The sequence below is a fragment of the Streptomyces sp. NPDC031497 genome, from assembly GCF_055580905.1.
The window spans coordinates 142,763-163,825 of sequence record NZ_JBVIKO010000019.1; the positions used below are offsets into that span (position 1 = coordinate 142,763).

A 21,063-nucleotide genomic window follows, 5' to 3' on the forward strand; every position below is an offset into this window, starting at 1 on the left:
GGGCGTCTCCGATGATGCCGCGCAGCGGTGTCAGGTCGTCGGGCGGTGCCTCGGGGCGAGGTGGGTGAGCGGTACGGCGCTTTCGCGAAGCCAGTCGGTGAACGGAGTGCCGGCGGATGAACGGGGCGTGCGGACGGCTCGATTCTCAGTGCGGGCAGGGGCCGGGTGCCGCGGCCTCCAGGTCGTCGACGGTGCCGGACATGATCGTGCGGAGATGGTCGGTGAGGTGCTTCAGGGGCCAGTCCCACCAGGCCAGCGCGAGAAGGCGCTCGATGTCGGCGTCGCTGTAGCGGCGGCGCAGCAGCCGTGCGGGGTTGCCGCCGACGATGCCGTAGTCGGGAACGTCGTCGACGACGACGGAGCCAGCGGCGATGATCGCTCCGTGACCGATGCGGACGCCGGGCATCACCATGGTCCCGTACCCGAACCAGACGTCGTTGCCCACTGTGGTGTCGCCCCGTCCGGGCAGACCGGTGATGAGGTCGAAGTGGTCGGCCCAGGAACCGCCCATGATCGGGAAGGGGAACGTCGAGGGGCCGTCCATCCGGTGGTTGGCGCCGTTCATGATGAACCGCACGCCCTCACCCAGCGCGCAGAACTTCCCGATGACGAGCTTCTCGGGCCCGTAGTGGTACAGGACGTTGCGGTTCTCGAAGGCCGTCGGGTCTTCGGGGTCGTCGTAGTAGGTGAACTCCCCGACCTCGATGAGCGGTGAGGTCACCAGCGGTCTGAGGAGCACGACCCGAGGCTGGTCCGGCATCGGATGCAGCAGGGTCGGGTCGGCGGGAACGGGCGGCATCTGTGCGTGCTTCCTTTCCGGAGGGTGAGGGCGTCAGGCGTGGTTCTCGGGGGCGCCGAACCAGCGGGTGAGCGCTTCGCGCAGCACCGGCACGGCGTCGTCGGGGGAATCGGGGGAAGGCGATCCCCGCCCTGTCGCGGATCCGGCTGCGGGCGCCGTCGCAGCCCGCCAGGTACCAGGCGGTCACCCGGTACGGTCCGTCCGGGCCGAGTACCTCCGCGGTCACCGCTGCCGGCTCCAGCAGGCCCCGGTAGCGCAGCAGCTCCAGGATCTGTCCGCCGAGGCCACCGCGTTCGGGGTGTCCCTGCGTTGCGGCCGGCGTCCCAGCACCAGTGGGCGCACCCCGGCCAAGCGCAGTTCGCACGCCGGCATCGGACCGGTCGGACCGGGCGGACCGGCTCCCACGATGATCACGTCGGCATCCATGCAATCTCCCCCGTGGAGCGGCACGCGCCGTGCCGTTCCGTAAGGGAAGTGCATAAGCCGGTACCTCGTCAAGCACGGCACGTGCCGTGCCGATAAGATGACGGCATGACGGAACCTCCCAGAGGCGTCGGCCGGACCGAGGCCATCATGCGGGCCACGTTGGAACTGGGCCAGGAGATCGGTTACGCCAAGCTGAGCATCGAAGCGATCGCGGCCCGAGCCGGCGCGGGCAAGCACACCATCTACCGCAGATGGCCGTCCAAGGGCGCGCTGTTCCTGGACTCCCTGCTCTCACTGCACAAGTCCGACCTGGACTATCCCGACACGGGCGACATCTTCGCCGATCTGCGCACCCAGGTTCGCGCGGCCATCGACCTTCTGGGCAATCCGCCCTTCGGCCCGCTGTACCGGGCTCTGGTCGGCGAGGCCCAGTACGACCCCCAGATCGCCGCCGCCCTCAACGAGCGCTTCATCGCCCCGCAGGCCGACATCACCGTCGCCCGGCTGAAGAAGGCACAGGACCAAGGCCAGTTGTCGCCCGCCTTCGACGTGAGCCTGGCCATGGCGATCCTCTCCGGCCCGCTCTACTTCCAATTCCTGGTCACCCAGGAACCCCTGACCCACGAGTACGTCGACCGTGTCCTCCACGCCCTCTTCACCGGCATGGGGAAACCCTCCTGAAGCCCGTCGCCCGACCTCCGGTTTCCGTCAGGCCCCACGTCTGAACGACCTCGGGGCGCGGGCGCCCATGCGGATCATGGGATGCTCGCGGTGTCCGAGCAGCAGGTTCGCGAGAGCCTGAGCAGTGGCCCGGTCGCCATCAAGTCGCCGGTGAAGGTGGCAATGTTCAACGTTTCAGGCCCCTCGGCACCCGAAAACTGTTCTGCGCAGACCTGAACTTTCTGGGAGAGTCGTGACAAGTAGGTTTACCGAGTTGACCGTTGACTGCCGTGATCCGGAGAGGCTCGCCGCCTTCTGGTGCGAGGTCCTGGACTTCAAGGTGATCGACCGGAGCGAGGGCAAGGTCGAGATCGGCTCCTGGGTGCCGACCGTCGAGGATGTCCGGGCCCGCCAGATGCCGCCCACCCTGCAGTTCATCCAGGTGCCCGAGGACAAGTCCGTCAAGAACCGGCTTCACCTCGACGTCAGCCCGATCGACGGCAGTACCGAGGACGAGGTGACCAGATTGCTCGGCCTCGGCGCCACCACGACGGATGTGGGCCAGGGCCCAGACCGAAACTGGGTGGTCATGGCCGACCCGGAGGGCAACGAGTTCGACGTCCTGCGCACCCTGGCACCGGGGCAGGACTAGGGCCTGTCTCCGGCGATCTCGCCTGCGCCCCACGGGCCGACGTACGGGCGGACGCCGGCGCGACGCCGACGGACCGGCTCCAGAGGAGGCCCGGCCCCACACCGCTCGTCCGCGCGCTGGTCCTCTGTACGCGGACGTGCGCAACTGCTGTGCTTCATCGGGTAATTGACGTGGCGGTCGGGGGACTGCTTCACTGAGGCAGTGGCTGAGCCACTAGACCAAGAAGTCGCTGAACCAGTGGGCCACTAGACCAGTGAGCCGCTGAACCACTGACCGAAGCCTGGGAGATCCTCCGTGGCCGTCGAAAGCATTCCGCGCCGAACCGTGGTCGACCTGCTTGAAGCACGGCTGCGTGACGACATCCTGAGCGGCACGCACGAACCCGGATCCCTGCTGCCCCCCGAGAGGGAACTGGCCGCCGGGTACGGGGTCACCCGTACGACCTTGAAGCACGCGCTGACCCGGTTAGAGCAGGCGGGACTGCTGAGCACCCGGCACGGCATCGGCACCCGCATCCTGGACTACCTGCGGGTCGGCGGCGCCGACCTGCTTCCGATGCTGGCCGCACAGGACCCCACATGGCTGCGGGAGGTCTTCGAGGTGCGGCGGCAGATCGGCACCCTGATCGCCGGCCGCGCGGCCGACCGGCGCACGGAACGACAGGCCCGGCGGCTGGAACACCTGCTGCGTCAGGTCGCGGACGGCCCGGACGCCGACGCCGTCCAGCTCGCCGACGTGGAAGTGCATCGCGAACTGGCGCGGGCCACGGGGAACCGGGTCTATCTGCTCCTCACGAACACGCTGTTCAACGCCTATCTTCCGGTACGGGCCGCGCTGCGGGCGCCGTTCGAGGACGCGGCGCGGGCGACGGACCGGCTGGCGCCGGTGGTACGGGCCGTGGTCGACCGGGACGGCGAGGAGGCGCGGCGCGCGGCGGAGACGTATCTGGCCGGCACCGAGAAGATCATGCTCGGTTCGCTGAGCAGTCCCCGTGGGCGGCCGACCGCCGACAGCCCCCGCTAGCCGCGCCTCCCGGCGACGACTCCGGGCCCGCCGGCTTCCGGCGAGGCCAGGTGTGCGCGGCGAAGCGGCCCGGTCTCGGCGTGGCCCCGATCATGCGCGGATGCCCGTTCATCCCGCGTTTTCTCGACTGTCATGTTCAGGTCAGCACAGGCGGCCCTGATGAACCCCCGGCGGGGCGGAACCAGGTGCGCGCCCGCGACCCCTCAGGTGCCCGAGGCAATCCGGGCCCCTCACCCCCAGGACGGCCGCCCGTTCACCGTGGGCGCGGCGGCGACCGACAACACAAGGAGCATGGTGAGCAGATCAAGCAAGAGACGCGGCGTCCTCATCGGCGTGATGCTGTGCGCGGCCATCGGCGGCGCCGTCCAGCCGGCGATCGCCGCGCCGGTGCGGGACGCGGGGGACCAGGCCACACCGTTCCGGAAGTCTCCGGTGCGGTCGACCGAGCAGGAGATCGCACGGGCGTTGTCCGCCTCGCTGCGCGACCCGCAGTGGCGCGCGCAGGTCCGTGCGGCCGCGCTCGGCACCGAGGAGGTGGACCTCCAGGCGCTGGCGGGCAGGACCGCCGCTCCGGAGGGCAGGAACCTGCTCGCTTCCGTCGCTGCCGCGGACCGTCGCATCGCGGGCCTGAAGGGCCTGCCCGCGTCGACAGGATCGCTGCTGCGCGTCCGGCTGGGCGCGCCGTCCATGCGGTCGCACCTGAACGCCGAAGCCACTCCCTGGATCGCCGTGGCCGCGGCCGCCGACGACGCCAAGACCATCACGGCGTACGACAGCCGGGGCCACACCCATGCCGTCGACACCGCGCGCGTCCCGGACCGCCCGCTGTTCGTCCTGGACATCGACGTCACCAAGGCCCACCGGGCCGGCCTGAAGGTGCTGCGGAACGCCTTCGCCGACAAGGGGCTGACCTCCCTCCCGTCCAAGACCGCGAACAGCGCCCACGCCGCCGCGGCGGGCTGGTGGGCGACCAAGGTCACGGCCGTCGAGGTGAACGACGACCAGGAGCCCTGGTTCAAGGGCTCCGCCGAGATGTTCTCGCTGGTGACCGGCTTCGGCCAGGACGGCAAGGCGCGCGTCGACTCGGTGGACATGCCCTACCTGGACTACGACGGCACCGTGTACTACCCGAACCAGATCCTGGTCAACTGGTCGAACTACAAGTACAACCTGGCCGACGTCGTGATGATGGAGGACGACGACGGCACCAACTACCGTGCGCTGGCGGAGGCGATCACCACGGCGCTGCTCACCGTGACCGACCAGGGCACCTACATCCCGTTGGTGAACGCGGTCCTGAGCGCGATCCCCGACAGCTGGTTCACCGACGACCCCGACTACGTGGAGTCCTGGTACACCCTCGCCCAGAACTCCTCGGGCCGCCTGAACGGCGCCTCGGGCAACGGCTGGATGACCGTCGAGCCCTACTTCGTCGAGGAGTTCTAGACCTCGCACGCAAGCGCGGACCGGCCGCCGCACCTCGACGAACGCGCCGGTCCGCGCCCAGGGCACGGCCGTCCGAGCGCATGCTCGGACGGCGCGGGCAGGCCTGGGCGAGTCACGGGGTGCCTTCTCCACCGCCGGTGTTCTGGTCGTGGGCCAGGGCGTGGGTGACCGCGGTGGTGCTCTCGTACAGGACCCGGTACTGGGTGAACCGGCGGTCATAGACGCCCGCGGTGGCGGGATCGGGCCGGACCACCGATTCCGCCGGGTTCCAGGCCGCGATGTCCGGTCGGCCGATCAGCCCGGCGGCGAGGAAGGCCGCACCGTAGCTGGCACCGATGGTCGTGCGGGCGACGATCTGTTCGAGACCGGTGACATCGCTGACGATCCGAGGCCACAGTCCGCCCCGGGTGCCGCCGCCGACCGCGACGATCCGCCGGATGTCGGCGCCGGCCGCCAGCATCGTCTCGATGTTGTGCCGCACCCCGTAGGCGGTGGCCTCCAGTGCCGCCCGCATCAGGTCGCCCCGGGTGTGACCCAGCGTCAGGCCCGCGATCACGCCCCGGGCGTCGGGGTCCAGGACGGGTGTGCGTTCCCCGGCGAAGTACGGCAGCATCACCAGGCCGTTCGCGCCCGGGGGCGAGGCGGCGGCCTCCTCGAAGAGCACGCCGGGGCCGACGCCGCCGAAGAGGTGCCCCAGCCAGTCGGTGACGGCTCCGGAGGTGGCCATACCGCCGGCCAGGCAACGGGTGCCGGGCAGGGCGCCGACCGTGGACCACATCGACGGGCTGGTCACGAGCCGGTCGACGGTGTTCACCAGGAACATCGTGGTGCCGTACATCAGCATCAGGTCACCGACGCCGTGGCCGCCGACGCTGACGGCCTCGCTCCAGGCGTCGATCGTCCCCACGATGACCGGCGTTCCGGCCGGGACACCCGCGACGGGCGTGCTCACCCGGCCGGCCTCTTCGCCCGGCCAGCGCAGCGGGGGGAGTTCGACGCCGGGCGCGATGTGCTCGGCCCACTCCGGGATCCAGCACTGCTGGTGGATGTCGAACAGCGGGGTGCACTGGCTGGCGGAATGCAGGTCCAGCACGTAGGCGCCGGTGAGCCGGTGGGCGAGCCACGAGGCGGGCATGAAGAGGCGGCGGGCGCGTGCCCACACCTCGGGCTCCCGCTCGCGGATCCAGGCGAGTTTCGGCCCGACGGCCTGGGAGGACAGCGCCGAACCGCACCTGCGAAAGACCGTGTCCGACCCCAACTCCCGGTTCAGCCGGGTGATCTGTTCGTCGGCGCGGGTGTCCACCCCGTACAGCACCGCCGGCCGCACCGGCTCCCCCGCGTCGTCGACCAGAAGGGTGCACGGGCCCATGCCGCTGACTCCGACGGCCCGGACGGTGATGTCGTCGCGATCGAGCAACTCGGCCGCGAGCGAGACGAACTCGTCCCACCACACCTGTGCGTCCATCTCGACGTGCCCCGGCCGGGGACGGTCGACCACGTGAGTGCGTACGGCCTCGCCCAGGATGCGGCCGGCGGTGTCGACCACCACGCCCTTGGTGCTGGAGGTACCAACGTCAACTCCGAACACGACGTCGATCATGTACTGCCTCCCTCGGCGCCGGGTGCGCCACCGTAGGTTGCCGCTGGATCCGGCGGGCGGCCGTGGTTCAGCCGGACGGCTGCCGGAGATGTCGTCACATCTTTACCTCGGTCGAGCTCGGGGGCGTACCCAAGGGACCGGCTCGCAGCAGTCGTTGACATGGCCCTGCCTTGTGGCTAGCTTCACGAAAAAGCTCCCGCGGTGCTCCTCGGGCGCCCGCAGCCCGGGGGTCCCATCGAAGCGTTCGCATGTCAGGCACCTCGCCTCCAACAGTTGGACAACGTTGTCACCCTTGTTTCGGCGCTACGACAACGTTGTCCGACCTCCACTCCCGAGTAGAGGAGCAAACCCCGTGATCACACGACTGTCGAGACCTCCCGGAACCACGGCGATCGGTCTCCTCGCCGCCGCCGCGCTTGCCGCGGCCGGGCTGTGCACGCCCGCGTGGGCGGCCGGGAAGGCCGCACTCGTCACCTCGCCGGCGACTCTGGTCAATCCGTTCATCGGAACGTCGAACCAGGCCGACGACTTCCCGGGAGCCGACGTCCCGTTCGGCATGGTGCAGTGGAGCCCGGACACTCCGTCGCGTCCCGACGGTGGGGGCTACGAGTACAACGACGCGTCGATCACGGGTTTCAGCCTGACCCACATCGCAGGGCCCGGTTGCGGCGCGGCGGGTGACATACCGGTGCTGCCGACGACGGGGGCCGTGAACACCGGTGCGACGGACGCGTTCTCGCACGCCAACGAGTCGGCGTCCGCCGGTTCGTACAAGGTCGCGCTCAACAACCAGGTGACCACCGAGCTGACCACCACGACGCGCAGCGGTATGGCGCGCTTCACCTTTCCCTCGACCAGTCAGGCCAACCTGATCTTCAAGTTGACGGGCAGTCAGAACGGTGGCACCTCGACACAGTTCACCAGGGTGTCGAGCACCGAGGTGAGCGGGCAGGTGACCAGCGGCCACTTCTGCGGTGCGGGAAACACGTACAACGTGTACTTCGACATGGTCTTCGACCAGCCGTTCGCCTCGCAGGGAAGCTCGGTCGCCAAGGCGTCGACCGCCACGCCCTCGGCGCCGGCCGAGGCGTCGAAGAACGCCGCCGAGAAGCCCAACAAGCCGGTCCTGCACGGCAAGAACCCCCACACGGACAGCGCCGCCCCGACCGTCGCCGCTTCGAACGGCTACGTCACCTTCAACACGACGTCCAACCCGGTGGTGCAGGCCAAGGTCGGCATCTCCTACGTGTCGGTCGCGGGCGCGGTCGCCAACCGGACCGCGGAGAACACCGGTTGGGACTTCGACGCGACCCGCAGCGCGGCGCAGAACGCGTGGAACGGCGTGCTCGGCAAGGTGCAGATCGGCGGCGGAACAGCCGCGCAGCAACAGAGTTTCTACACCGCGCTCTACCACTCGCTGCTGCACCCGAACGTGATCAGTGACGCCAACGGCCAGTACTACGGCTTCGACGGGAAGACGCACACCGTGGACGCCGGCCACAGCGCGGTGTACGCGAACTACTCCGGCTGGGACATCTACCGCTCGCAGGCCCAGCTCGAAGCCCTGGTCGCTCCCCAGGCCGCCTCGGACACCGCGCAGTCGATGGTCGACGACTACACGCAGACCGGGATCTTCCCCAAGTGGTCGGAGAACAACGGCGAGTCGTACGTCATGGTCGGTGACCCGGCGGACGCCATCCTCGCCGACTACTACGCCTTCGGCGCCCGGAACTTCGACACCACGACCGCCCTGGCCGACATGGTCAGGCAGGCGAGCACCACCAACAACGACCGTCCTGGTCTCGCCTACCTGAACTCGCCGGGATACCTGCCGCACGACGGCAGCTACGGGTGCTGCAACTTCTACGGCCCGGTGGCCACCACCCTGGAGTACGACACCGCCGACTTCGCGATCTCCGCGATGGCGGGAGCACTCGGCGACACCGCGAGCCAGAAGACGTACGCCAACCGCGCGCAGGACTGGCGCAACGTCCTCAACCCCGCCTCCGGTTTCGTGGAACCCCGGAACGCGGGCGGCGCGTGGACCGGTGGCTTCGACCCCACCAGCGGCACCGACATGGTCGAGGCCGACTCGTGGATCTACACCGGGATGGTGCCCTTCAACATCGGCGGCCTGGCGCGCGCCAAGGGCGGCAACACGGCGATGAACCACTACCTGGACACCGTGCTGCGCAGTTACACCGGCGCCAACGGCTACGCCTGGGTCGGCAACGAGCCGAGCATCGAACTTCCGTGGGAGTACGACTACACCGGCCGGCCCTACAAGACGCAGGGCACGGTACGGGCGATCCAGGACCAGATCTGGTCGAACACCCCGGGCGGCCTGGCCGACGGCAACGACGATCTCGGCGCGATGAGCGCCTGGTACGTGTGGTCGGCGCTCGGCATGTTCCCCGAGACACCCGGAACCTCCGACCTCGCCCTCGGCTCACCGCTGTTCACGCAGGCCGTGGTCACCCTTCCGTCGGGCAGGACGCTGACGGTCAACGGCAACGGCGCTGCCGACAACGCCCCCTACGTCCAGTCCGCGGCCTGGAACGGCACAGCGTGGAACAACGCCTACGCTCCCACCACGGCGATCACGGCCGGTGGCACGCTGGACTTCACGCTGGGCACCAGCGCCAACACGGCGTGGGCGACCGCGGCCACCGCGGCTCCGCCGTCGTACGCGGGTGACACCACCGCACCCACCTCGCCGCGGATCGGTCCGCTCACCTCGGCGGTGGCCTCCAGCCTGTGTGTGGACGACGCGTCCTCCGGCACCTCCGACGGCACCCACGTCCAGATCTGGGGCTGCGACGACACCTACGCCCAGGACTGGATCATCGCCGGCGACGGAACGATCCGGGCCCTCGGCAAGTGTCTGGACGCCGATCACAGCGGGACCACCAACGGCACGTTGATCCAGCTGTGGACCTGCAACGGCAGCGGCGCCCAGCAGTGGACCGCCGGCACGAACGGGTCGCTGGTCAACCCCGAGTCCAAGCTGTGCCTGGACGACCCCAACTCCTCGACGACGAACGGCACCCAGCTTCAGCTGTACACCTGCAACGGCACGGCGGCCCAGAACTGGAAACTGCCGGGCTGAGGCGTGGCGCGTTCCCGTGGGGTCCAGGGCGATCGGCCTGGACCCCACGGGAACGCGTTCGGCCGGTACGAAGGGCTGCGCCGGTCAGGTCCTACCCACGGTGAGCGGCGTACGTTGGGAGAAAATCCGACGCCGGGGCTCCTGGGGCGAGACGCCGCCGAACTGTACGTCCCAGCGGCCGCCTCGCCAGGTGAGGAAGACTGTGCACAGGGGTGGCACGGTGAGATGCCAAAAGGCTCTGGCCGGTACGGCCAGAGCATCGATGAGCACGGCCCGGATGACGGCCGCCTCCGTGATGGCCACCGCCTGGCCCGTGTGCGGCGCCACGCTGCTCAGCCAGTCCGCCGACCGGCGGCAGAGCTGTCGTACGGACTCCCCGTCGTGCGGCGTGGCATCCGGATCCGTGAGCCAGGCGGTGAACCCGGCGGGGTCGGTCGCGGCGACCTCGCCGACGGTGCGACCGCACCACCTGCCCACATTGAGATCGCGCAGCATGGGCTCGGACGTTGCCACGAGACCGATGGCGTCAGCCGTCTCCGAGCAACGGATCGAAGGCGCCCGTACGGCCGGCTCGCAGGGAGAGAGCGCTGCTCTCGCGGCGCCTGCCCTGTGCATGCTGTCCTCGCTCAGATGGGCGTCGCCGAGCAGCGGATCCACCGTGGGGTCACCGCCGGGCGCGCACAGAAGTGTCAGGTGGATCGACATGGGACCTACCTCTTTCCTGGCCGGGCGTGGCTTCAGACGGTGCGGACGGCTGCCGGTACGTCGTGTCTCACGTGCTCCACAGTCGGTCCAGGCCCCCCTGCGGCACCATCCGCCAGGTGTCCGAAACCACCCCGCCGACCGGCCGGCCACCCCTGCCGCCCGACCTGGCGGAACCAGGCAGCGGCCACCGGTCGCGCTTCCGCCCGGCGTCGCCCTTCACCGGTCGGGCTCGTGGGGGAGTTCCAGCCGGAGCTCGTAGCCACCCTGATCCGTGGGGCCGGATGTGACGGTGCCGCCGAGGAGCTCCGCCCGCTGGGCCAGACCCGCCAGGCCGTGATGGGCGCTGGGCAGGGCGAGCGGGCTTCGGGTGGGTGCGGTGTTGGTGACCGTGGCGCAGAGGACACCCTCCCTGAGCCCGATACGGACGGTCACGGCGGCGCCCGGGGCGTGTTTGCGGACGTTGGTCAGCGCTTCCTGGACGGTCCGGTAGACGGCCCGCTGCACCGTGGGCGGCAGCTCCTCGGGCACATCGGTCTCCAGCTTCGCTTCGATGCCGCCTGCCTCCAGCAGGTGCTCCAGGTCGGCGAGCGAAGGCTGCGGGGTGAGCTCTGTCGGCCTGCTGCCGGAGGCCCGCAGCACGCCCACCATGTGCCGCAGCTCTTCCAGGGTCTGCACGCTCAGGCGGCGGATCGTGGCCGCGGCCTGTCTCGTCTCGGCGTCCCGGCCGCCCACCTGGAGCGCTCCGGCCTGTACGGCGATGAGACTGACCTGGTGGGAGACCACGTCGTGCATCTCCCGGGCAAGCTGGGCGCGCTCCTTGGCCAGCACGCTCTGAGCGGTCAGCAGCCGTTCCTGCCTGCGGGCCTCGGAGATGTCGGCGAGCCGCAGCGAAAGCTCACGCCGGGCCTGGACGAGCTGGCCCAGGAAAACGGGAGCGGCAGCGGTGGCCAGCGTGTAGCTGAGGTGGAACAGGCTGTTCGTCTGGGACAGCTCGGTGGCGTCGAGGGACGACCACGGCCAGGGCAGGAAGTCGATGATCGCGTAGAGCAGCGCGCAGCCGCCCAACAGGAAACGGTGGCGGTTGAGGGAGGACAACGTGTACAGCGCGACCGTGGGGGCGACCACCGCGTCGGTGACCAGGCCGGTGGGAAGCGTGAGGACGAAGGTCGTCAGGGGCAGCCGGTGGCGCAGGACCAGGGCGAGGGCGCCGAGCAACGCGCAGGCCGTGGTCGGCCGGTCCTCGATGTCGACGTGTACCCATGCGTCCGCCAGCGCCATCCCGACGAGTGCGATGTCCATGAGCGCGGTCCGCGGCTGTCGGAGGCTCATCGGGCGCCCTCGTCCTGTGCGTGGGTGAGCAGGCCCGCACGCTCGGCGATCAGAGCCGCCTGGACACGGCTGCTCACCCGCAGTTTGCCGAGCACGCTGGTGACATGGCCCTTGATGGTGCCGGTGCTCAGATGCAGCCGCTCGCCGATCTCGTTGTTGGCGAGTCCTTCGGCCATGAGAACCAGCACGGCCCGCTCACGCTCGGTGAGGCGAGCGGTCAGACGGACGGCGGTGGGCTCACGAACGTTGTTGTCGAGGTAGCCGCCCACCACCAGTCGGGTGACCTTGGACGACAGCACGGTCCCTTCCTCGGCCAGGGTACGCACCAGGTACGGAAGCTGCTCGGGATCGGTGTCCTTGAGCAGGAATCCGGCGGCGCCCGAACGCAGGGCGGTCGTCACGTACTCGTCGGTGTCGAAGGTGGTGAGCATGGCGACCACCGGGGCCTTCGGCATACGGCGGAGTTCGGCCAGGATCGTCAGCCCGTCCACGTCCGGCATCCGGATGTCGAGCAGGACCACATCGGGACCCAGCTCCCGCACCGTCTGCACGGCCTGGCCACCGGGTACCGCCGCGACGACCTCGATGTCGTCCGCCGCTTCGAGGATGTGCGTGAAACCCGTACGGATCAACGCTTCGTCGTCGACCACCAGGACCCGGATCATGTGCGCTCCGCTCGTCGCATGCCCGGGTCGATGCCTACCCCCGCGGGAGCGGGCCTCCGGGCGACCGGCACGCAGAACCCGCCGGTTGGCGGCGCGACCTCAGCCGGTCGGCGGGCGGCGCCCGCCCGCCGGTCCGGTGGCAGGCGCAAAACCTCGGCGAACAGCGCGGCCGGTTCGCCGTGGCGCAGCCAGGACCTCCCCGCACGCGTCACTACGCTGAGCGACGGGAGACCACACGGCCCAGGACAGATCGGGAGACCATGGCCTTCGACCTCGACATCGACCGCATCCACCATGTCGTCGGCGAAGGTGCCCGCGACAAGGTCTACCCGGGTGCCGTCTGGGCCGTCGGCGACCGTTCCGGAAACATGACCATCGGCACCCCGGGGGTCCTGGATCCCGACCGGCCCGACGAACCGATGCGGCACGACATCGTCTTCGACGTCGAAGGACTCACGGAGATCCTCGCGGTCTGGTCGTCCATCGGATCCCTGGTCGAAGTCGGCAAGCTGCACCTGGACGAGCGACTGGGTGACTTCTGGTCCGAGGTGCGCGGCCGTCCGCTGGGCCGGGTGAGCACACGCCACCTGCTCACCCATACGGCAGGCATCCCGATCCGGACCGACGCGCTGAACCGGTACGGCACCGACCTCCGGGACCTTCGCGACACCGTCCTCCACGGCGCCGTGCGCCGCCCGCCGGGGGAGGCCGCGGAGTACACCGACCGTGCCGGCCTCGTCCTCGGCTACCTCGCCGAAGAGCTCTCCGGCCGGCGCCTCGACGTCCTCGCGGCCACCGAGGTGTGGCAGCCCCTCGGCATGACACGCACCCGCTACGGCCCCTTGCCCGCCGAGGCGACCGCCCGGTGCGCGCCGACCGAACTCGACGACGTCACCGGGGCCCGCCTGAGGGGCACCGCCCACGGCTGGCCGGCGCGGCTGCTCGGGGGAGTCTGCGGCACGTCAGGAGTGTTCACCGTCCTCCCCGACCTCGCGGCCTTCCTTCGCCACCTGCTCCGGCCGAGACCTGACGGCGGCCAGGCGGGCTTCGGCACCGCCTGGATCCAGGAGTCGCTGCGCATCCAGACGGGCGAACTCAAGCCCGCCGGCGGGCTGTTCTGGCGCCCGGCCCCGGGAACGGACCCCGGGACCGACGACATCTGGGAGCCCTGCGGCTCCGGCGCGGCAGGCGCATGGCTGTCCCCCGAACAGGGCCGCTGGGCGGTGCTGCTGACCAACACGCGTTACTTCACCAGGGACTACGGATCCCTCATCCATATCCGCGACACGTTCCGCTCGCTCGCCTTCGCCTGACCGTGCACCGACGAGGCCTGGAAGGCGCGCTCCTGTCGGCCGCCGGAGCCAAGGTCGCGTCGGCCGCCGCGCAGGCCGTCGGCCGTTGCGGGTACGGCCTCAGTTCATCTTTCCGGTCCGGGCGTCGTGCCACAGGTCGACGCCGCCGTCGACAGCGTACGTGTCGATTTCGGCCAGCTCCTCCGCGGTGAACTCCAGGTTCTCCAGCGCGGCGACGTTCTGCTCGAGCTGTTCGGTGCGCGACGCGCCGATGACCAGCGAGGTGACCCGCTCGTCGCGCAGTGCCCAGGCGAGCGCCATCTGCGCGAGGGTCTGCCCACGGCGCTGGGCGATGGCGTTGAGCGCGCGAAGCCTGTCCACCATGTCGTCCGACAGCCAGTCCGTGTCGAACGACGTGCCGGCCGCGGCCCGCGAGTCCTCCGGGATGCCGTCGAGGTAGCGCCCCGTGAGCAGGCCCTGCGCCAGCGCCGTGAACCCGATGACGCCGAAGCCCTCCTCCTGCGCCGCGTCGAGCAGCCCGTCCGTCTCGATCCAGCGGTTCACCATGCTGTACGACGGCTGGTGGATGAGCAGGGGCGTCCCCAGGTCCCGCAGGATCGCGGCGGCCTGCCGGGTGCGCTCGGCGTCGTAGGAGGAGATTCCGACGTACAGGGCCTTGCCCTGGCGGACGGCGGTGTCCAGCGCGCCCATCGTCTCCTCCAGGGGCGTGCTCGCGTCGAGGCGGTGGGAGTAGAAGATGTCGACGTAGTCGAGGCCGGTGCGCCGCAGGGACTGGTCGAGGGAGGCCAGCAGGTACTTGCGGGAGCCACCGCCCTGGCCGTAGGGGCCGGGCCACATGTCCCAGCCGGCCTTCGTGGAGACGACCAGCTCGTCCCGGTACGGTGCGAGGTCCTGCTTGAGGAGTCGCCCGAAGTTGACTTCCGCGGAGCCGTAGGGCGGGCCGTAGTTGTTGGCCAGGTCGTGGTGGGTGATTCCGAGGTCGAAGGCGCGCAGCGCGATGTCCCGCTGGCTCTCGAACGACCGGTCGTCGCCGAAGTTGTGCCAGTAGCCCAGGGACAGGACGGGCAGGTCGAGGCCCGAGCGCCCGGTGCGCCGGTAGCGCATCGTGCCGTTGTACCGCTCGGGGTCCGCGACGTGGTTCATGGGGGTCTCCGCAGGTGACAGTGGGTTTCATGGCGTTCGGGGGGACGAACGTGCCTACTGTGCCCTGGCTCGATTCCCGAGTCCAACAGCTCACGCACATGGCATTCATCGGTGTCACTTCTCAAAGGGAGCCTCGCGGACCGAGCCGTGGCCGCCGCCGGGTGGACCCGGTGAGAAAGCCGGTCAGCACACGGTGGCGTGATCACCGCTCGATGGCCGACCCGCCAACAGGCGGCGGGCCGTACCTCTTGATCGCTCAGGTCTGGCGGTCGGGCCGCGACGAGGCCGACAGCCGGTACGACCTCTGCGGCGGCCGTGGAGGCCGTGGCGGTGGTGCGGGGACGGCGCGTGTGCCCGCCCCCGCATACGTTCCGCGCGGTCAGACGACCGCCGTGAAGGTGTAGTGCCCGGCCGGCAGGTGGTAGGTCGCCGGGCCCGTCGGGACGGCCTGCGCCGGGGCGACCACCGACTCCGGCCGCGAGGTGGGCACGATGACGGCGGCGAAGGTGTTGACGGGCACGGTGACGTGCAGCCTCAACCGGCCGCCGGAGACGGCCCAGTTGCTCGCCGCGCTGCCGTACGGGGTGTCGTACGTGCTGACGGCGGAGGTCAGGCCGCCGCCCGGCCGCGGCGCGATGCGCAGCGAGGCGTAACCAGGGCTCGCCGGGCCGAGGCCGCCGACCTGGCGGTAGAGGAAGTCGCCGACCGAGCCGAGGCCGTAGTGGTTGAAGGAGTTCATGCCCGGGTCGTTGAACGAGCCGTCGGTGCGGATGCCGTCCCAGCGCTCCCAGATCGTGGTGGCCCCGTGGTCGATCATGTAACCCCAGCCGGGGAAGTCACGCTGGAGCAGAATCCGGTACGCGGTGTCGACATGACCGTGGTCCGCCAGCACGGGCAGGAGGTTCTCCACGCCGAGGAAGCCGACGCTGAGGTGTCCGTCCGTGGCCGCGACCTTTGCGGCGAGCTGGTCCGCGGCGGCCGGGACCAGGGACGCGGGCAGCAGCTCGAAGGCCAGGGCCAGCACATAGCCGGTCTGGGTGTTGCCGCGGACCGTGCCGTCGGCCGAGACGAAGCGGGCGCGGAAGGCGGCCGCGACCTGGTCGGCGAGCTGCCCGTAGGCGGTGGCCTCGGGGCTACGGCCGGTGGCGGCCGCCATGCGCGACACCAGGCGGGCCGACCAGGCGAAGTAGGCCGTGCAGACGAGGTCCTGGGCCGTGTTGTCGTTGACGTTGAGCCAGTCGCCGAAGGTCTGCTGATCGCGTATCAGGTCGCTGCCGGACGTGGCGCGCAGATAGTCGACCCACTGGGCCATCGCCGTGAAGTGCCGGTCCGCGACGCCGAGGTCGCCGAAGCGCTGCCACACCGTATAGGGAATGACCACTCCCGCGTCTCCCCACCCGGCCGTGCCGGAGCCGCCGATCACCGCGGGCGCGACGTCCGTGAAGGCACCGTTCGCCTGCTGGGCGTCCGCCAGGTCGTCGACGAACTTGGTGAGGAGGGCGTGCGTGTCCAGGTTGAAGGTGGAGGTCGCGCAGAAGGCGGCGATGTCGCCCGTCCAGCCCAGCCGCTCGTCCCGTTGGGGGCAGTCGGTCGGGATCGAGAGCATGTTGCTGCGCTCGCCCCACACGATGTTGTGCTGGAGCTTGTTGAGCAGCGTGTCGGACGCGCTGAACGTGCCCGGCTGCCGGGCGTCCGTCCACACCGCGCGACCGGTGACGGTGGTGGCGTCGGGCCGGAAACCGGGCGGCAGGCCGGTGAGTTCGACGTAACGGTAGCCGTGCACGGTGAACCGGGGTTCGTAGGTCTCCACGCTGCCGGTGCCGGCGAGCGTGAAGGAGTCGGTGGCCTGGGCGGCGCGCAGGTTGGTGGTGTAGAGCGTGCCGTCGGGGTTGAGGACCTCGCCGTGGCGGACGGTGACCGTGGTGCCGGCGTCGCCGCGGACCGCGACGCGGTTCCAGCCGGCGAAGTTCTGCCCCAGGTCGAAGATCCACACCCCTGGCTGCGGCTCGGCCACCGACACCGGGCGGAGTTCCTGTTGCACGGTGACGCCATTGTCGACCTGCGCCACCAGTCGCGGGACGGGCCCGTCGTGGACGGCGACGGCCGACCAGCCGCTGTCGTCGAAGCCCGGCGAGTCCCAGCCCTCGACGTGCAGGCGCGCGTCGTAGCTCTCGCCCTGGTACAGATCGTCCGCGGTGATCGCGCCGGTCGCCGTCTTCCAGCTGCGGTCCGTCGTCACCAGCTGGGTGGACCCGTCGGTGTAGGTGATGAGCAGGTGTGCGCCGTAGAACGGCCGGGTGCCGTAGTGCCGGCTGCCGGCGAAGCCCAGGTTGCCGGAGTACCAGCCGTTGCCGAGCCACGCCCCGAGCACGTTGGCGCCCCGCCGGATGTGCGCGGTGACGTCGAACACCTTGTACTGAAGGCGTTGCGCGTAGTCGGTCCACCCGGGGGCCAGCACGTCCTCGCCGACCTTCGCTCCGTTGAGCCGCGTCTCGTGAAGTCCGAGTGCGGTGGTCAGCAGCCGTGCCGAGGCGACCCGCCCCCGCACGCTGAAGCTCTTGCGCAGCATCGGGGCCGGCCCCACGACCTGGACGTTCGATCCCCACGGACCGCTGCCGTACGGGGCGATCGCGCGTGCGGCGGGCCAGGCGCTGTCGTCGTATCCGGGGCTCTGCCAGTCCGTGGGCGGATCCTGGTGCGACGTCCACGCATCGTCGGTGACCACCGTCGGGCCGCCCGTCACCGTGAGTTTGGCGATGAGTCCGGCCGGGGAGAGGGTCGTGTTCCGGCTCGCGACCGCGAGGGTGTTGGCGCCGCCCTTGAGATACGCGGTGACATCGACCGTCGCGGCGCTCTTCCACGAGTCGGTCACGCGTCGTGAGGTGCTCACCTGGGTTCCGTTGACCCAGACGTCCGCGGTGTCGTCCCCGGTGACGATCAGGCTTGCCGCGGCGGGTGCGTCCGGCAGCGTGAAAGTACGCCGGAAACAGCGGGTCGCGACGGGCGCCTGGGACGCGGGGTCGCCCTCCGGGTACCAGATCCAGGTGGCGCCCGAGAGATCCGGTCCCGGCGGTCGCCCGATGAACGCGGCGGACCACTCCTGCGCGGGCGCCAGCAGCCCGGTCTCGAACCACTTCGGCTTGCTCCAGGCGGCCGCCCGGCCCTGCGTGTCCCAGACGCGCACCCTCCAGAAGTAGCGGGTCAGGCTCTTCAGGGGCCCGCCGGCGTAGGCGATGTCGATCTGCCGGTCGGACGCGACACGCCCGCTGTCCCACAGCTCACCGGAGCCGTCGGCCGTGGCCGAGACCTGGATCCGGTATCCGCCCTGGCGCTGCTGCCGCTCCGTCGAGTCGAGGACCCAGCCGAAGCGCGGGTGTGCCGCGTCCACGCCCAGGGGAAGGGCGCGATGCTCCACGGTGCCGGAGGCCACGCTCAGCGGCGAGGGGGACGAGAGGTCGGGAGCGGCGACCCGGGTGTACCAGGGGGCCGCACCGTAGGCGCCGAGATCCCGGGCGGCCGGCCAGCCGTCGTCGGCGAAGCCGGGCTGCTCCCATCCCGGGGACACGTCCTTGCCCGCCGACCAGCGGCCGTCGGTGACGACATCGGTCGTACCACCGGCGGTCAGCACGCGGATCCGTCCTATGACGCCGGCCGCGCCGCCCTCGTTCCGGCTCGCCAGCGCGATGGTGTTGGTCCCCGCGGTCACGGCGGGCCGCAGGTCCACGTACAGGGCGTCGCGCCAGGACCGGGCGACTCTGGGGGAGCCGGCGAGGGGTATCCCGTTGAGCCACACGTCGACGGAGTCGTCACCGGTGACCACGAGCTGCGCGTCGGTCACCTCGCCCTCGGCGACGGTGAAGCTCGTGCGGAAGTAGCGGTGTCCGGCGGGGGCGTCGGAGCCAGGATCGCCTTCCGGGTACCAGATCCAGTGGGCCGGGGACAGCCCGACGGGCCCGGCCGCGGGAGTTCCGGTGGCCCCCTGCGCGTGGCCGGCGAACGTGCCGACGGCTCCCGCGGCGAGAGCACCCGCCGCCAGCGCCGACGCCGTGCCGAGGAAACCGCGTCGGCTGACCGGAGCTTCCTCGTGAGGCGTGCGCGAGCCGGAGTCGGGCGAACCGGGGGAGCCAGGGGCGGGGGGTGTGGTCTGACTGGCCAACGAAGTACTCCTTCACGCGCGTCGGGCGAAGCAGAACGGCTCGGTGAGCGGCGGACGCGGACGGGAGCTCCCGTCCGGTCACGATTGCGGGCGAGTCATTGAATCGTTTCAAACCGTTAATGCGGGGGAAATGTATGAAAGTTGGTGAGCGGCGTCAATAGAGTGGCGCAACGTTTCATCGGTGAGAGCGCAACGTTTCATCGGAGCTCGTACGCCGCCGTGCGAGCCGACCGTGCCCGCCCGAGGCGCCGGTCAAGGGGGAGTTCGGGCCATCGTCGGTGCGCCCATGTCTCGTACGCGATCAGGCCGTTCGCCGAAGAACTCGCTGCGCCGACACCGCCCTCGGCCGGCACACACCGAGGCCACATGATCAAGGACGGTGGCGAAAGCCGGAGCGGCCGCGCCTGCTCCGGGACATGTCCACGGGGCCGCTCTCACGTACCTGAGCACGGGCGCCGTACAGGCGGTGAACCGGTTGTGGCACGCGTTCGACACCCGCCGCCCTCCCGGCCGCAGGCCGACCCGGCTTCACGTCGAGGTGTGGGGGCCGTCTCGTCGCAGGCGGCGCGATGCGCGCAGATACCGTCGTGAAATCTTCTCGGCAGCACGCTGCCGACGCCCTCCTGCGCCCCATCGGGCCGGAACGTGGGTGGACCGGTGCCGGCGGGAAGCCGGTGTCCGACCACTACCCACCCCGGAACCCACCCGGCGGGCACACATCCGTCCGGCACCGGGCGGTCGCTGTCCAGCCTGCCCGCGCTGCTCGGGCACCGGTCGTCCCAGGGCGGGCTCCAGCTGCGGTTTCCCGCCGCAAGCATCGGCCGCGGAAGCACCGACGGACCGGTGGGGGAATCCACCGGTCCGCCGTGCGGGGAAGCTCCGAGGTGATCAGCAGTACAGGTTGCTGCCGGGGCTGACCCCCAGGATCGAGGTGATGCGGTTGTAGGCGTCGACGCGGCTCTGGACCTGGGCCGGGTTGCGGCCGTCGCACTCGAGGGAGCCGTTGATGGAGCGGATGGTCTGGCCGAAGCCGGCGCCGTTGACCATGGCGTTGTGCGGGGTCATCGTGCCCGGGCCGGTCTGGGTGTTCCAGTACCACAGGCCGGTCTTCCAGGCCACGGCCGAGTCGTTCTGCACCAGCCAGGGGTTGTTGAGGAGATCGATGCCCAGGGCGTCGCCGGCGGCCTTGTAGTTGAAGTTCCAGGACAGCTGGATGGGGCCGCGCCCGTAGTAGGCGGCCTGTCCGGCCGGGCAGCCGTAGGACTGGCTCCAGTCGCAGTACGTCGGGTAGTTGGCGGTGTTCTGCTCGACCACGTACACCAGCCCGCCGGTCTCATGACTGACGTTGGCGAGGAAGGCGGCGGCTTCCTGCTTCTTGACGGTGTCGGAGCCGGTGTTCGCGAAGCCCGGGTAGGCCGACAGGGCGGCGGTCAGGCCGCTGTAGCTGTAGAACGAGTTCCGGCTCGGGAAGATCTGGTTGAACTGGGCCTCACTCACCACGAACCCCGAAGGATTGCCGCCGCCACCGCCGCTCGCGGGGGCGCTCCACTTCTGGTTCGCGCCGCCCGAGCAGGTCCAGATCTGCAGCCGGGTGGCGTTGGCCGAGTTGTTGCCGGTCACGTCCAGGCACTTGTTGGCCTGCGGGTTGACGATGTCGTTGGCCGAGCTGACGGCCCACTGCTGGGCGGCGGAGCCGTTGCAGTCGTAGAGCTGGACCGTCGTGCCGTCCGCGGTGCCGCCACTGGTCACGTCCAGACACTTGCCGAGCGCGCGCAGGGTGCCGTCGCCGGTATTGGACCAGCTCTGGGCGGCGGTGCCGTTGCAGTCGTAGAGCTGTACGGCGGTCCCGTTGGCGCTGTTGGCGCCCGCCACGTCGACGCACTTGCCGGCCAGGCCGGTGATCTGGCCGGTCGCCGCCTGGGCCGGGGCGACGGTGAACAGGGCGGACAGGACGGCGGCGAGGACGACGCCCAGCGTCAGCCGGCCGAGGGCGGTCCGCCCGCGGAGGCGGGACATGAGGAGAGGAAGGCGCATGGA

Annotated in this window: 15 protein-coding genes and 1 pseudogene; 6 read left to right on the forward strand and 10 right to left on the reverse strand. The window is 70.4% G+C overall.

Translation table 11 applies throughout. The features are described 5' to 3' along the window. Nucleotides 1-145: 145 nt before the first annotated feature. The 3 genes and pseudogenes from ACZ5K7_RS33005 to ACZ5K7_RS33015 form a co-directional block, all read right to left on the reverse strand. Nucleotides 146-799 carry a CatB-related O-acetyltransferase gene (locus ACZ5K7_RS33005; protein WP_351701823.1) on the reverse strand — a complete coding sequence of 218 codons (654 nt, stop codon included), beginning with the start codon at nucleotides 797-799 and terminating at the stop codon, nucleotides 146-148. A gap of 112 nt (nucleotides 800-911) precedes the next feature. Next, nucleotides 912-1,025, reverse strand: a pseudogene (locus ACZ5K7_RS33010) (FAD-dependent monooxygenase); the annotation flags it as partial. Then, nucleotides 1,022-1,279 carry an FAD-dependent monooxygenase gene (locus ACZ5K7_RS33015; RefSeq protein ID WP_468919088.1) on the reverse strand — a complete coding sequence of 86 codons (258 nt, stop codon included), beginning with the start codon at nucleotides 1,277-1,279 and terminating at the stop codon, nucleotides 1,022-1,024. The gene ACZ5K7_RS33015 and the pseudogene ACZ5K7_RS33010, both read right to left, overlap by 4 nt. 51 nt (nucleotides 1,280-1,330) lie before the next feature. On the opposite strand from ACZ5K7_RS33015, the gene ACZ5K7_RS33020 reads away from it, so the two are divergent. The 4 genes from ACZ5K7_RS33020 (at nucleotide 1,331) to ACZ5K7_RS33035 (ending at nucleotide 5,006) form a co-directional block, all read left to right on the forward strand. Then, nucleotides 1,331-1,906 carry a TetR/AcrR family transcriptional regulator gene (locus ACZ5K7_RS33020; RefSeq protein WP_468919091.1) on the forward strand — a complete coding sequence of 192 codons (576 nt, stop codon included), beginning with the start codon at nucleotides 1,331-1,333 and terminating at the stop codon, nucleotides 1,904-1,906. A 232-nt stretch (nucleotides 1,907-2,138) separates the two neighbouring features. Continuing rightward, nucleotides 2,139-2,537, forward strand: coding sequence for a VOC family protein (locus tag ACZ5K7_RS33025; RefSeq protein ID WP_468919094.1), 399 nt, complete (start codon nucleotides 2,139-2,141; stop codon nucleotides 2,535-2,537). Between the two features lie 294 nt (nucleotides 2,538-2,831). Continuing rightward, complete coding sequence (locus tag ACZ5K7_RS33030; RefSeq protein ID WP_450972704.1) at nucleotides 2,832-3,560, forward strand: FadR/GntR family transcriptional regulator; 729 nt, start codon at nucleotides 2,832-2,834, stop codon at nucleotides 3,558-3,560. Between the two features lie 291 nt (nucleotides 3,561-3,851). Beyond that, nucleotides 3,852-5,006 (forward strand): DUF3103 family protein, encoded by a 1,155-nt coding sequence (locus tag ACZ5K7_RS33035; protein ID WP_468919097.1) that lies wholly within the window; start codon nucleotides 3,852-3,854, stop codon nucleotides 5,004-5,006. 112 nt (nucleotides 5,007-5,118) lie between these two features. On the opposite strand, the gene ACZ5K7_RS33040 is transcribed toward ACZ5K7_RS33035, so the two are convergent. Further along, nucleotides 5,119-6,606 (reverse strand): FGGY-family carbohydrate kinase, encoded by a 1,488-nt coding sequence (locus tag ACZ5K7_RS33040; RefSeq protein WP_468919100.1) that lies wholly within the window; start codon nucleotides 6,604-6,606, stop codon nucleotides 5,119-5,121. A 352-nt stretch (nucleotides 6,607-6,958) separates the two neighbouring features. Between ACZ5K7_RS33040 and ACZ5K7_RS33045 the strand changes: the two genes are divergently transcribed. Continuing rightward, the gene (locus tag ACZ5K7_RS33045) at nucleotides 6,959-9,715 is read left to right on the forward strand and encodes a lectin (protein ID WP_468919103.1); all 2,757 of its coding nucleotides are present in this window, start codon (nucleotides 6,959-6,961) and stop codon (nucleotides 9,713-9,715) included. A gap of 84 nt (nucleotides 9,716-9,799) precedes the next feature. On the opposite strand, the gene ACZ5K7_RS33050 is transcribed toward ACZ5K7_RS33045, so the two are convergent. From ACZ5K7_RS33050 to ACZ5K7_RS33060, 3 genes are all read right to left on the reverse strand, one after another. Then, complete coding sequence (locus ACZ5K7_RS33050) at nucleotides 9,800-10,420, reverse strand: histidine phosphatase family protein (RefSeq protein ID WP_468919106.1); 621 nt, start codon at nucleotides 10,418-10,420, stop codon at nucleotides 9,800-9,802. 216 nt (nucleotides 10,421-10,636) lie between these two features. Continuing rightward, a complete protein-coding gene (locus ACZ5K7_RS33055; RefSeq protein WP_351701791.1) occupies nucleotides 10,637-11,749 on the reverse strand; it encodes a sensor histidine kinase in 1,113 nt (370 codons plus the stop codon). After that, nucleotides 11,746-12,414 carry a response regulator transcription factor gene (locus ACZ5K7_RS33060; protein ID WP_351701788.1) on the reverse strand — a complete coding sequence of 223 codons (669 nt, stop codon included), beginning with the start codon at nucleotides 12,412-12,414 and terminating at the stop codon, nucleotides 11,746-11,748. The genes ACZ5K7_RS33055 and ACZ5K7_RS33060 overlap by 4 nt, the downstream gene beginning before the upstream one ends. Before the next feature lie 260 nt (nucleotides 12,415-12,674). On the opposite strand from ACZ5K7_RS33060, the gene ACZ5K7_RS33065 reads away from it, so the two are divergent. Beyond that, nucleotides 12,675-13,727: a serine hydrolase domain-containing protein gene (locus ACZ5K7_RS33065; RefSeq protein ID WP_468919111.1), complete on the forward strand. Its 1,053-nt coding sequence runs from the start codon at nucleotides 12,675-12,677 to the stop codon at nucleotides 13,725-13,727. Nucleotides 13,728-13,826: 99 nt separating this feature from the next. Here the strand turns inward: ACZ5K7_RS33065 and mgrA are convergent, their stop codons facing one another. From mgrA to ACZ5K7_RS33080, 3 genes are all read right to left on the reverse strand, one after another. Beyond that, nucleotides 13,827-14,870: an L-glyceraldehyde 3-phosphate reductase gene (mgrA, locus tag ACZ5K7_RS33070; protein ID WP_351701782.1), complete on the reverse strand. Its 1,044-nt coding sequence runs from the start codon at nucleotides 14,868-14,870 to the stop codon at nucleotides 13,827-13,829. A 379-nt stretch (nucleotides 14,871-15,249) separates the two neighbouring features. After that, nucleotides 15,250-19,026: a family 78 glycoside hydrolase catalytic domain gene (locus ACZ5K7_RS33075; RefSeq protein WP_468919115.1), complete on the reverse strand. Its 3,777-nt coding sequence runs from the start codon at nucleotides 19,024-19,026 to the stop codon at nucleotides 15,250-15,252. A gap of 888 nt (nucleotides 19,027-19,914) precedes the next feature. Next, nucleotides 19,915-21,042 (reverse strand): glycoside hydrolase family 19 protein, encoded by a 1,128-nt coding sequence (locus tag ACZ5K7_RS33080; RefSeq protein ID WP_351702318.1) that lies wholly within the window; start codon nucleotides 21,040-21,042, stop codon nucleotides 19,915-19,917. Nucleotides 21,043-21,063: the final 21 nt, after the last annotated feature.